The sequence below is a fragment of the Tenacibaculum aquaeponti genome (assembly GCF_052084715.1).
Lineage (GTDB): Bacteria > Bacteroidota > Bacteroidia > Flavobacteriales > Flavobacteriaceae > Polaribacter.
The window spans coordinates 2140734-2153566 of sequence record NZ_CP197288.1; the positions used below are offsets into that span (position 1 = coordinate 2140734).

At 30.1% G+C, this 12833-nt stretch carries 14 protein-coding genes; 2 read left to right on the top strand and 12 right to left on the bottom strand.

All coding sequences use genetic code 11. The annotated features are described in order from the left end of the window. Positions 1 to 33: 33 nt before the first annotated feature. The 4 genes from ACSIGC_RS09590 to ACSIGC_RS09605 are packed head-to-tail and all read right to left on the bottom strand — an operon-like array spanning position 34 to position 3139. Positions 34 to 1620, bottom strand: a complete 1587-nt coding sequence (locus tag ACSIGC_RS09590) for a S41 family peptidase (RefSeq protein ID WP_442264608.1) — start codon at positions 1618 to 1620, stop codon at positions 34 to 36. Then, a complete protein-coding gene (locus ACSIGC_RS09595; RefSeq protein WP_442264609.1) occupies positions 1613 to 2041 on the bottom strand; it encodes a deoxycytidylate deaminase in 429 nt (142 codons plus the stop codon). The genes ACSIGC_RS09590 and ACSIGC_RS09595 overlap by 8 nt, the downstream gene beginning before the upstream one ends. 45 nt (positions 2042 to 2086) lie before the next feature. Continuing rightward, complete coding sequence (locus tag ACSIGC_RS09600; protein WP_442264610.1) at positions 2087 to 2668, bottom strand: HupE/UreJ family protein; 582 nt, start codon at positions 2666 to 2668, stop codon at positions 2087 to 2089. 9 nt (positions 2669 to 2677) lie between these two features. After that, positions 2678 to 3139, bottom strand: a complete 462-nt coding sequence (locus ACSIGC_RS09605; protein WP_095068982.1) for an Lrp/AsnC ligand binding domain-containing protein — start codon at positions 3137 to 3139, stop codon at positions 2678 to 2680. 86 nt (positions 3140 to 3225) lie between these two features. Here ACSIGC_RS09605 and ACSIGC_RS09610 point away from each other — a divergent pair, with 86 nt between their 5' ends. After that, positions 3226 to 4482, top strand: coding sequence for a Y-family DNA polymerase (locus ACSIGC_RS09610; protein WP_442267756.1), 1257 nt, complete (start codon positions 3226 to 3228; stop codon positions 4480 to 4482). After that, on the top strand, positions 4479 to 4907 hold the full coding sequence (locus tag ACSIGC_RS09615) for a LexA family protein (protein WP_299626468.1): 429 nt from the start codon (positions 4479 to 4481) through the stop codon (positions 4905 to 4907). The genes ACSIGC_RS09610 and ACSIGC_RS09615 overlap by 4 nt, the downstream gene beginning before the upstream one ends. 198 nt (positions 4908 to 5105) lie before the next feature. Here the strand turns inward: ACSIGC_RS09615 and ACSIGC_RS09620 are convergent, their stop codons facing one another. From ACSIGC_RS09620 to ACSIGC_RS09655, 8 genes are read right to left on the bottom strand one after another with little or no spacing between them, the layout of a single operon-like run. After that, positions 5106 to 5780, bottom strand: coding sequence for a hypothetical protein (locus tag ACSIGC_RS09620; protein WP_442264611.1), 675 nt, complete (start codon positions 5778 to 5780; stop codon positions 5106 to 5108). A 7-nt stretch (positions 5781 to 5787) separates the two neighbouring features. Continuing rightward, positions 5788 to 7269, bottom strand: coding sequence for a PASTA domain-containing protein (locus ACSIGC_RS09625; protein WP_442264612.1), 1482 nt, complete (start codon positions 7267 to 7269; stop codon positions 5788 to 5790). Between the two features lie 3 nt (positions 7270 to 7272). Next, positions 7273 to 7977, bottom strand: coding sequence for a hypothetical protein (locus ACSIGC_RS09630; RefSeq protein WP_442264613.1), 705 nt, complete (start codon positions 7975 to 7977; stop codon positions 7273 to 7275). Positions 7978 to 7989: 12 nt separating this feature from the next. Next, on the bottom strand, positions 7990 to 9231 hold the full coding sequence (locus ACSIGC_RS09635) for a hypothetical protein (protein WP_442264614.1): 1242 nt from the start codon (positions 9229 to 9231) through the stop codon (positions 7990 to 7992). Then, positions 9231 to 9728, bottom strand: coding sequence for a hypothetical protein (locus ACSIGC_RS09640; RefSeq protein ID WP_442264615.1), 498 nt, complete (start codon positions 9726 to 9728; stop codon positions 9231 to 9233). Before ACSIGC_RS09640 ends, ACSIGC_RS09635 begins: the two co-directional genes overlap by 1 nt. Before the next feature lie 5 nt (positions 9729 to 9733). Continuing rightward, positions 9734 to 10501 (bottom strand): hypothetical protein, encoded by a 768-nt coding sequence (locus tag ACSIGC_RS09645; protein WP_442264616.1) that lies wholly within the window; start codon positions 10499 to 10501, stop codon positions 9734 to 9736. A 19-nt stretch (positions 10502 to 10520) separates the two neighbouring features. Then, on the bottom strand, positions 10521 to 11030 hold the full coding sequence (locus ACSIGC_RS09650) for a hypothetical protein (RefSeq protein WP_442264617.1): 510 nt from the start codon (positions 11028 to 11030) through the stop codon (positions 10521 to 10523). Positions 11031 to 11038: 8 nt separating this feature from the next. Then, positions 11039 to 12820: an OmpA family protein gene (locus ACSIGC_RS09655; protein WP_442264618.1), complete on the bottom strand. Its 1782-nt coding sequence runs from the start codon at positions 12818 to 12820 to the stop codon at positions 11039 to 11041. Between the last annotated feature and the right edge of the window lie 13 nt (positions 12821 to 12833).

Sequence of the window (12833 nt, forward strand, 5' to 3'; positions counted from 1 at the left end):
TTCATAAAAAAACTCGCCCTGAGGCGAGTTCTACTATTTTTTCTCAAGTTCTAAAACTTGTTTTATCATTTTATCATCTAAATGATTGAGTCGATACCAACCTTCATCATTAAATAATTCTCTGGCTATATTAATTTTTAATAGTTTTCTTAATTTCTCTTTCGTTTGCATAGATGTTCTAATATCTTTTACTTCGTCGAAAAAGCGATCTGATATTTTTCTGTCTTTATCAAATTCATTAACAAACTCCTCAAAAGATAGTTTATTTAATTCATCTCTATGATTATCTACATAATTAAACGCAAAATCGTTCATTGGTGTAAAGAAAATTGCTGGTAAATATGCTGTAGTATCGATTGCTACAAAAATATCTGGAACAATACCTCCACCTCCGTAAACAATTTTCCCTTTAGGAGTTTTGTATTGTAAACTATCTATTAATTTGATACTGTCTTTACTAAATAATTCTCCGTTTCTATAACGGCTTTCTACTTCATCTCCATAATTGACACTGTTCTGTAAAGCATTTGGATCTTTTAACTCTAATCCATTCTTATTATATGGCTTTTGTATCGATCTTCCTGTAGGTGTATAATAACGTGCAGTAGTTAATCGTACCGCAGAACCATCACCTAAATCCATTTCTTCTTGTACTAATCCTTTTCCGAAAGATCTTCTTCCAATAATGGTTCCTTTGTCATTATCTTGTAATGCTCCGGCTACAATTTCAGAAGCTGAAGCTGAGTTTTCATCAATTAAAACGTATAAACCTCCTTTTTCAAAGTCCCCTTTTTCAGTAGCGAAAGATTCTACAACTTCACCTCCATTATTTTTAGTAAAAACAATTAGTTTATCGTCTTCTAAAAATTCATCCACTATTTTATTTGCAATATGAATAAATCCTCCTCCATTTCCTCGTAAATCTAAAACCAAATCGGTCATTCCTTTGGCTAATAAATCATCTAATGAGGTTTTAAACTCTCGGTAAGTATTTTGTGCAAAACGATCTAATTTAATGTAACCGATACTATCGTTTAGCATGTAAGCTACATCTACACTTTTAATATTTATTTTACTTCTTCCAATAGTAATATTAAATAAACTATCGTTTGATTTTCGATATACTTGTAAATTTACTTCTGAATTTGGAGCGCCTTTCAATCTTTTTAAAATCTCCCTATTTCTTAATCGTTTTCCATACAAAGTATCTTTGTCTGCCATTAAGATTCTATCTCCTGCTAAAATTCCTTTTTTAATACTTGGCCCACCTTCCATAGGGTGAATTACAGTAATAGAATCATTAATCAAACGAAATTGAACTCCTATTCCTACAAAATTACCTTGCATACTTTCGGTAACTGCTTGTAAGTTTTCTTTAGGAATATAAACAGAATGTGGATCTAATTTTGTTAGCATTTCAGCAATAGCTCCATCTAATAACTGATCTGTATCAACATCATCAACATAATCTTGTTGAATAAAGTTAATTAATCGTTTTACCTTTTGTTCGTTTGCGGATGTTTTACTGAAACGTGAAGAATTACCATTAAAAAAGTAACCAATTAAAATTCCAAAGGTTACTGCTATTGCGAAATATATTGGTAAGTAATTTTTATTCATTAGGTAAATAAATCAATTCTACTCCTGCTTTCTCTAAAAATTCTAATCCTGACATATCTTTATATCTATTAGAATAAATAACTCTTTTAATTCCTGATTGATGAATTAATTTACTGCATTGTTGACAAGGTGATAATGTAATATATAAAGTAGCGTCTTTACAAGATTGTGTGGAACCTGCTACTTTTAAAATTGCATTAGCTTCTGCATGCAATACATACCATTTTGTGTAACCTTCCTCGTCTTCGCATATATTTTCAAATCCTGTCGGAGTACCATTGTAACCGTCAGAAATAATCATCCTATCTTTTACGATAATAGCGCCTACTTGCTTCCTTTCACAGTGCGAAAGTTTAGCCCATTCATGAGCCATTTTTAAATAAGCTTTGGCGTATTTTAATTCTTTTTTTGTTAGAGACATAGGAAAGCTAAAATACGGAGAAAATTAAGTTCTTTACGTTAATTTTTACCAAAAAGCACGATCTACCATCATTTGTAAAGCAAAACCAATTACTATTGATGATGCAACTAAAATCCAGTCTCTTCTATTTACTCCAAAAATAGATTGTATTAATGCTCCAAATAATAAAATTAAAGCCACAATAATTACTTGAGCAGCTTCTACTCCTAATGCAAATTCTAGTAACGGAACTAATTTATCCTCACCTCTACTCACCATCATTTTAAAGTAATTAGAAAAACCTAAACCGTGAATTAAACCAAAGAATAAAGCAAAAAATAAATTTTGATTTTCTTTTCCAACTGAAGCTTTTCTAGCTGTTAACACATTCATTAATCCTGTAATGAAAATTGTTAACGGAATTAAAAACTCAACTAAATCTGCTCTTACATTAATTTTCCCGAAAGCAGATAAAGCAAGAGTTATAGAATGACCAATGGTAAACAATGTAATTAACCATAATACTTTTTTCCATTGTTTAAACTGATAAACAACTGCTAGAACAATTAAAAAAAGAATATGGTCATATGCTTTGATATCTAAAACATGAAATAATCCTAGTTTAAAGTATTCGATAAATTCGTTCATTATAGGGATTTAAATTTTTATTTGTCGATCTATTTGTTGATCCAAAGATATGAATGTTTCTGTTCTTGAGACTCCTTTTATAGACTGGATATCTTTATTTAACAAATGCATTAAATCTTGATTATTTTTACACATAATTTTAATAAACACTGCATAATTCCCTGTTGTATAATGACTCTCAACAACTTCAGGAATATCTTTCAATCTTTTAATTGCTGAGGAATACAAACTCGCAGACTCCAAAAAAATTCCAACAAAGGCTGTTGTTGTATATCCTAAAGCTTCGGGGTTTAAAACCATTTTGTATCCATCTATTAGATTAGACTCGTCTAATTTGCGTAATCTTTGATGGATAGCAGCTCCGGAAATTCCAACTTCTCTTGCTATACTTAAAATAGGAGTTCTTGCGTCTTTTACTAACCTTTTGATGATAATTTTATCAATACCATCAATTTTTAATTTTTTCGACATAAAAACAAAAATAAGGAAAAGTTTAAAGCATATGAATATCATAGTATAATTTAAAAAACTATTATATAATGATTAAATTTGCAACAATGTTTGCTTTAGTTGATTGTAATAATTTTTATGCTTCTTGCGAGCGAGTTTTTAATCCGAACTTGCAAAACAAACCTGTAGCTATTTTAAGCAATAACGATGGGTGTGTAATTTCTAGAAGTGATGAAGCTAAAGCAATCGGTTTACCAATGGGAGCTCCAATTTTTAAATGGGAAAACTACTGTAAACAACACAACATTAAAGTAATTTCTTCTAATTATCCACTGTACGGAGATATGAGTGATCGAGTGATGAAAATTCTAGCTCAATTTACTCCCGATGTTGAAATTTATTCTATTGATGAAGCTTTTCTTCAATTTAAAGGTTTCGAAAACTATGATTTAGATGACTACGGAAATCAAATTCGAAATCGCATTTTACAGTGGACCGGAATTCCTACTTGTGTTGGTATAGCTCCAACGAAAGCATTAAGTAAATTAGCTAATAAAATTGCTCGAAAATTCCTTAAAGAAACTGGAGGCGTTTATGTTATTGATTCTGAAGAAAAAAGAATTAAAGCTTTAAAATGGATGCCTATTGAAAAAGTTTGGGGAATTGGTCGTGGACTTCAGAAAAAACTAAAAACCGCTGGTTGTGTAAAAGCTTATGACTTTACACAATTGGATAGTGAAACGGTTCGCAAAAAATATTCTATTGTCGTTTGGAGATTACAACAAGACTTACTGGGAAAATCAACCATTCAATTAGACGAAGAAAAGGATAAAAAAGCAATTGCAACAACACGTAGTTTCGAATATACATATTCTGACATTGAAAACATTAAAGAACGTGTTTCTACATTTGCGACTAATTGTGCAGAAAAATTAAGAAAGCAAAAACACAGTTGTCATATGATTATTGTTTTACTTCGTAGTGATCGTCATAAAGAACATTTAGAACAACATCGAGTAAGTAAAACGGTAATTCTCCCAAATCCAACAAACTCATCGTTAATTATTAGTAAATGTGCTGTTGAAGCTGTTAAAACCATTTTTAAACCAGGCATAAAGTATAAACGAGCTGGTGTAATTGTTACAGGTTTGGTTCCAGAAGATAACTTTCAACTCGACTTATTTACCAAAGAAGACCCTAAACACAAACCTCTTATGAATGCTATTGATCTTATTAATCGAAAATATAAGTCAAATAGTGTTAAATTAGCTAGCCAAGATCTGCAAAGAACTTGGAAAATGCGTCAAGAAAGATTAACTCCTAAATACACAACAAACATTAACGATATAATAGTTGTAAAATGAGTGTAACATTAACATTCTTTAGTCCGAAAAGCACAGATAGTGAAGGTGCTATTTTCTTTGATACTGGAATTTCTGCTGGATTTCCTTCTCCTGCTGATGACTTTAAGGAATCGCGAATTTCTTTAGATGAAGAATTAATTCGTAATAAAGAAGCTACTTTTTTTGCTCGTGTTAGCGGACAATCTATGATTGGTGCTGGTTTAGATGATAACGATTTATTAGTTATCGATCGAAGTATTCCTCCAACAAATAATAAAATTGCTGTTTGTTTTTTAGACGGCGAATTTACTGTGAAAAGACTTCGTGTAGATGGAAATGAAGTTTGGCTACAGCCTGAAAATCCAGATTATCCAATTATTAAAATTACCGAAGAAAACAACTTTGTGATTTGGGGAATAGTAACGAATGTGATTAAACGTGTTTAGTTTTTTAGTATTTCTATTAAATCTCTTTTACTTTTCTTCACATCTAAGGTCTATTAAATTATATTTTTTTTAATAATTCGTAAAGTATTTGATTATAGTAATCTTTAAAATTTTCATCTTATTTTTAATAATAACTAATTTTAAAAATTATAAAGACAGAAATAATCTGCCTTTATAATTTCATTATATTTTCTATAATTACAAAACCAAAGTAATTGTATCATCAACCTTTAGCAGTTTCTTTTTATCCTTATCATATGCTGGTATTTGTGCTGTAAAAACAGTTTCATTATTTACAGGATTCATTTCTGTCTCTCCTTGAATTACATATGACAAACCATAGTTTAATAATAATTCTTTTATTTCTCTAAAAGTTCTTTTTTTAGTAATAATCTCATTATCATCGCTTTTTGTTTCTTTTTCAATTACATTGGGTAAAAAACGAATTATTTGTGCATCTGATGGCGGAACTGGAACAATATCAAATTGAATTTCAGCTGTTGCATTTAACCCCATATTATATTTATTTGTATTCGATGCATTCACTGGAGTTGCATACATTTTTGGTCGGAAAGCACGTTGATTTTGACCTATAATACCTGTACTTTGTTGCGAAATAGATAATGATATTTTTGCTTTAGCTGTAGTTTTAGGTATCGTATAAAATGTCGGTTGATATCCTATTTCTCTTAACATTTTTAATGTTTCATGAGATTCATCAGGATTGTTATTATAAATCTCTAATGTTTGACGTAATGAACCTTCATCTAAAGCTGCTTGTGCTTCTCCAACACCTTCTCCTATAGAAGCGATAAAATCTCCTAAAGGCGCTGCAAATGCATCTTTTACATAATCGTATGAATTATTCGACATAATTTAATTAGTTTAATGATTTTGCGAAAATGACTACTACTTCTTGCCCCTCTACAATAGTTGTATTAGGAGCAGGTGATTGCTTAAACGATTGACCTTCTATTAAATTTTCATCGTTAGTTGGGTGATAAATAACATCTAGTTTAAGTCCATATTCTAATAATTTTTTTCTTGTAGCTGTTTCTGTTAGCCCTAAAATATTTGGCATTTTTTCACCTATAGTTGTTGTTAAATTTTGATTAGGAACTATATCTATACTAATATCACTAATAGCTGCACCATTTATTACTTTTGCCGTTTCAAAATCTAAAAGCCCTAACACGGTTCCTTCTGGTCCTTTCTCTACGGTAGTTTTTAAATTTAATGACACATTTGCCAATTTAAATTTTGAATTTATCAACTCTTCATCTGCTTTAATTACATCATTTACAATACTTCCATAAACTTTACTTGCCGACAATTTATTAGGTTGATCTGTTTGATGAAAAGCCTTTAATTCTTCTAATTCTTTAGATAACTTTTGTATTTCTTCCTCTAAATTAGTTATTACAATTTGTTTTCTTTCTATATCGGTATCTTTAGCAACTAACAAATTCTTATAATCTCTAATATCAGTATGAAGCTTACTTACACTTAATAAAAAAGCTTCTCTCTCTGCTATTAATTCTTCATTTTCTTTTTGTTGAATTTGTAATTGACTTTCTAACTCTTCTATTTTTTTTTGTAATATTTCGCTTTCTTCAGATTTCAATTCTAACTCTTTAATTCTATTTTGAAATTCTAAATTTTGTCCTTCCGAAGCTGTAATTGCATCAATTAATGTTTTCTTATTTTCAATTTCTTCTTGTAATTTAGAATTCAATTCGTTAACGCTAACATTTAACTCTCTTAATAAAATTTCTTTTTCTTCTATTTGCTTTTTCAACTCAGTAATTTCAGTTATAAATTCTTCTTGTATAACTTCGTAATTATCAACATTCTTTTGCAAAGCGATAATTTCTCTGCCAAGAGTTTTATTATGAATCTCTAGGTTAGAAATTTTAGAAATAAGATTAAAAATAGGTAAAGGTGTTCCTGAAATTATATGTGTTTTCACATTGGTTTTTAAAACTTCATCTAACAACCAATTTATACCAAAATCAATTAAAATAAATGCTTTTTCCTTTTGAATAACAATATTGAAACTAGAAGCAATTACTTCTGTTAATTCTTGTTCTTCATCTATTTTAATAATTCTAAAAGACGGCACTCCTCCTTCTTGTAAAACTTCTCTAACAATTCTTATCGTTTGATTTGTTGTAGAAATTCTATCAGGAATTTCTATTTTATGATTAAACTTCCCTTCTTGAATTACAGATGTGGTTAATGTGATCCAATCATAAATGTTAGCATTATAAAATTGAATAGCTATTTTAAACTCAGAAACTGGTGTATTTTTCGAATCAAATAATTGACCTTGAAACTGTATAAAATCTAATTCTATATCCATAACTTATTTTTGTATTGAAATTTTAGTAATTACATTTCCCACATTTACTTCTAATATTAAAATATGCCCATTAGCAAAATCTACAGCATCTACTTGCACTTGTACTGCTGCTTTTCCATTTATATCTGTTCTTACTTCGCTAGTATTTAAAAATGAAGTTGTATGATTTAATGTTTCGTTCGAATTTAATAAGTCTGTTTTTTGTTTATTATAATTAAATTCTACTAAAGCATCGGAAATTTGTTCTCCTGCTGCATTTATCACTTCTACATTAATAGTAAAAACATGAACTCCTGTTTTCTTTGGTGTGGCATTAATAATAAGTTGTGGTAATCCTTCATTAGGTACAACAGCTACAAATCGCCCAGAAATAGTGCTAGTTACTTTATTTGTTTCTTTTGTATTTGTTGTATTTACCACAGGTTTAAAAGCTATTGATTTAGCATATCCTTTCTTATACTGTGTTTCATAAGGATAAGAAACAGGACTTATAGCTTCAGATTGTTGCGTTTCTGAACTTGTTTCTTTTTCAAATTCTGCTTCTACCTGAAGATTGAAATCTAAATAAGGTAATGTGTATAATGTATTTGGTCTTCCAAATTCATCATAAGGCTTTACATTTCTTAAATGATTTTGTGCCTCATTCAAACTATCGGAAATCCCTAATAATATCTGTTTTAAAGTTAATGCATTGTTAACTGAACTCATTGTGGTATGTTTTTAAAATGAAAAACTATCTTTTTTATCTTTTAATTTTTTGAATGTATCTATTCCTGATTTTACCTTTTTTATAGTATTTGTATCGATAACTAATTTTTTATCCTCTACTTTAAAATCTTGATTTTCCTTATTCTTCGTTCTTAATTTCTCTAAAAAATCTAGATTAAAATCGTTATCCGTTTTCTTTTCTTTTTTTCTAGTAAAACTTATCGATTCTAACTTTTTATTAAGCACATCAGAAACTTTATCCGTTTTATCTAAGTATGTATTTACTGTATTAAAAAGTTGATCTACTTTATTAATTTGTTTTGTTGTTCTATCTATAATTTCTAAACCTTTAGAAAAGTTTTTTTCTACAGATTTAGAAGCGGTAGGCTTTAATTTCTCTGATGTTTTTTGAATTCCAGTATGTACTTCTGATATTTTACTTGCTGTTTTTACTATCTGCACAGCTTTATTCACAGTTTTCCCTATACTTTTAACAGTGTTGTTTTCTTTATTTTCTGATGTTTTATCTTGATAATCTGATGATCCCTTTTTTGAGGATTTATCTAAAAAATCAGATAACTTTTCCCTACCCTCTTTTGCCTTGTTTAACAAGGAATTTACCTTGTTCGTTTTTTCTGAAACACCTTGAATTTTTCTTTGTAATATTTTTAATTCTTCTTTCTCTAGTTTTGTAAATGAGTTTGAAAGTTTTTGAGTAGATACATCAGAAAAAGATTCTTTTTCAATCTTCTTAAAACCATTAAAATGATCCTTATTTTTTTTAACCTCTTTAATTCCTTTTTTTAATTCATTTTTTAACTTAGGTAAAGACAACGATTCTATTTTCTTTTGTTGCTGCTTTTTTAACCTAGGTTTTCCAGCAATTACTTCTTTATTTTTAAGCTTATTAGAAACATCTACTCTCCATTTATCATCTTCCTTTTTTCTTTTTCTCTTTTTCTTTTCAGCATTTTTTTCTTCCCTCCTTTTTTCATCAATTGTTTTTATCTCATAATCAAACTTCTTATTACTATCTCCTTCTTCCTTTTTACCTGTTAATTCGGCCATTTGAGCTTCTAACTCTTTTTGCTCATTTAGTAACGATTTTAAACTCGAATTAAATTCGACAACATCTTCTAACGATTTTCCTGTTTCAGAATTCTCTCCAGAGGAAAGAAGAGTTTTAAAATCAAACTCTTCTTTTTCTTCTGAAGCTTTTTCTTTTTTTACAAAGTTTTTCCAATGTTTAGCCATTACAAACTAGTATTATTAGTATTTAATGCATCCCTTTCTGCTTCCAATTCGGTAGCAATTAAACTTTGTAATCTTTGTTCAAATACTGGAGGATTTGGAACTGTAACCAATTTTGTTCTTATTAAAGAACTAGCTTCTGCTGAATATTGATATTTTTGGGAGTAGCTTGCTGAAACCGAAGCTGTAACAGCTACAAATCCAACATTAAAACCAGCACTAACTGAAACTGATGCTCCAAATTCTCTAGATTCCATCATAGAAACAGACATTTTACACTCGAAAAACGTATCTACATACTGATAAAAGGTTGGAGTAAAACCTAATGCTAATAAGCTATACTCTTGTCCTCCCATTTCGATTTTGGTATCTACTAGCTCTTTTGCTAAATCCATAGAAACTTTATCTAAAGCTCTCTGTGCTTCTGCAATACCAAGACCTAAGCTTTTTACCATTTCTGGTAAAGGGGCGTTTTGTATTTCTCTAGTGATCCTACCCATTGGAATTATTCATTTAATTCCATTAATTTTCTAATACGTTCTTCTAAAATTGCTGGAGGTGGAATTGGGACTAACTTCGTTTGTAATAAACTTGAAGCTTCTGCAGAATAACTAAATTTTTGAGAATAACTCGCATTAACCTGAGTTGTAGTAACCGTTTTATTTGATCTGAAACCTCTTCTAAATCCAAAACCAAAACTTCCTCCCTTTTGCTCACTCTTTCTAGAATACTCACTTGTTGAAGACCCTTCTCTTGTAAAAGAAATTGCAACCTGAGCTCTCATTAATGTATCTACAAATTGATAGAATGTTGGTGAAAAACCTAATTCTAACATCGATTTTCGAGATGGCACTCTAACTTCAGCAGTTTCATTGATTCCTGATTTTAATCTAATTTTAGTTGTGTCGTTAGGATCTTTTTCAAATACATTTTTGTTTTTTCCATCTCCTGCTTCATTAAAAATTTGATGTTTGGTTGCTTCATCTGTCGTATTATTATACACTATTACAGCGTCTGATACTTTCATTTTTTCACTTCCAAAAAATACACGACTATCTTCGAAAGTCATGATTTCTTTTTCTTTTCCATTTTCGTCTTTAATAGTTTTAGTAATAGCTTTTAAACCACCCATCATCTCAGCGACTTCAATCGAATTTGCATCTAATTTTAATTGAGCTTCTGCTATAGAAGTTGCCATACCTTCTATCATATCACCCATAGGAACATTAAGTATTTCCTTTCCTATTTGTGGGTTTTCTCTAAACATATTCATAATTTGTTTTTTTTTATTTTTATTCTTCTGTATTTATTGTTGATTTTAATATTTCAAAGTATATATCTGGTGCAGGTAACGATACAATTTTAGCAGCTATAGATGATGAACCTTCTGCTGAAGTAGAATACTTTCTTGCGTAATGTGCAGATACTGAAACTCCAAACATTTGCGTTGATGTATCACTACTATTTGTATTTGCATTATTGGAATTATTATTTGAGTTACTACTCTTTCCATAATTAAAACCTAATGCTCCTCCATAACTTTCAGATTCAGCTATAGAAAACTCCATTTTTATTTCTAATGAAGCTTCTGTAAAGGCATAAAATGTTGGTGCAAACCCCAGACTTAATAAATTATACTCCTCATCACCTACGTTAATTTTAACCGTTGCCATTTCATTAGCCAATCGAATAGAGTTAGCATCTAAGGCAGATTGCGCACTAGCAATAGATGTTCCTAACTTTTCTAACATCATTGGCAATGGAGCATTGGTAATTTGTTGTATTACTTTAGGTGTTTCCATACATCAAATTAATTAGATGACGTATTTCCAGTTAACGATTGCACGTAATTTTCAAACTCTGTAGGTGCTGGTATAGAAATCATACTTGCTGTTACAGATGCATTTCCTTCAACAGACATTCCAAATTGACGTGCATAACGAAAATCTAAAGAACCACTCCATGCAGAAACTTTAGGATCTTTAATTTTTGTAACATCTGATTTTGCGAAATACTTACTGTTAATTACTTTATGAATTTGTAGAGTATCGTTACTATTTTGTGTATTTTGAGTACTTGTAGATTTGTCTTCAATCACCAATTCTTCAGTATCGTTAGAATATAATGTATACTCTATTTTGGCATCTTTTCTTAACAAATACACTACATCACCAGATACCTGAGAATAAAATTTATTACTGTTTTCGAATTGTGTATTGATTGCCGATAATGTTTTTACATTCTGATCAATTGTAACGTCACTTCCTGATTCTACTTTTAATTTTTTATTAGTAGAAGCAGCTAACTTAGCTTGAGACATAATTAATCCTGAAGTAGTAGAAGCTGCCCAGGTTGTTATAACAGCATCTGCTTCAGATTGAATAAAATGAGAATTCACATTCGTTTTATCTCCTTCGATATAAATATATTCATTCCCACTCGTATTAACTTCAATTACAGCTTTTCTATAATCTGCATCTTTTTTATTATCTCCGACAGCTGTTTTGGCAGCAGCTTCTCCTTCAGAAACAATCTCAGTGATTTGAGCTTCATTTACACCTAACGCCTTTAAATAATTGGCTACTCCTGTAGCTCTTTTTAAACCAAGATCTTTATTGAAATTATCTCCGCTAACACTATCTGTATGCCCAACTATTCTAATTTTAACATCACTATCCTTCATCATAATGAAAGCCAAAGCCTTTAACTTCTCTTTTAATTGGTTTGTGTTATTTGGAGCAGTTCCTTGACTGTATGCAAAATCTATAGGATGATGTTTTGAAAAAGCGAAATATACATCGAACTTGTCGCCATCTTTAAGTCCCATTTTAAAAACACAATTAGTAATGCTTCCTAGATTAGAGTTTAAATCAGATCCGTTTATAGTTAGTGCATTACTTAATTTAATACTTAAACCTGAGTAATTATTAATCTTTACTATGCCCGTATCTTCGGTATAATAATCAAGCATAGATAACATTCCATAACCTTTATAATTATGCACATGAATTTTGTTCGTGTTGTCTGTAGAAACAACATCTGTTGTGTCAATAATTTCAGAATCTACTCGTTCTACTTTTGAATCTGATGATAATTTACTAGCCGTTTCATCTACACGTTCAATACTTCCTGTTTTTGTACTAGTGTTAACCGTAGTTTCATTAACTTTTAAAGTATGTTCATTAGATAAAGTAGTCCAATATTTTCTGCTACTTTTAAATTCTCTATACTTTTCTTCCTTATAATTGTTTTCAATTTTTTGGATATGTTCATCTGTATATCCCTTTTTTCTGGTAGAATCGTATTCTAGTTCGAAATCAATTTCAAGTTCCTCTTTTACTGCCATTTTTAAGCTTATCGATGCAGAAATCTCTGCACGTTCAAATGCATAAAAAGCAGGTCGGAATCCTAATTCTAATAACGATTTTCCTCCTACTTGCGTTTGAGCAAGTTTAGTTATCTGCTTCACAGAATTGTTGTCCAGTTGTTCTTGAGCATTTGCTATACCTAATGCTAACCCTGCAACCATACTGGTTACATCGACATTCTGTAAGATTTTAGCCCCCTGGTCAAATGTGTTAATGTTTGCCATATTTTACTGTTTA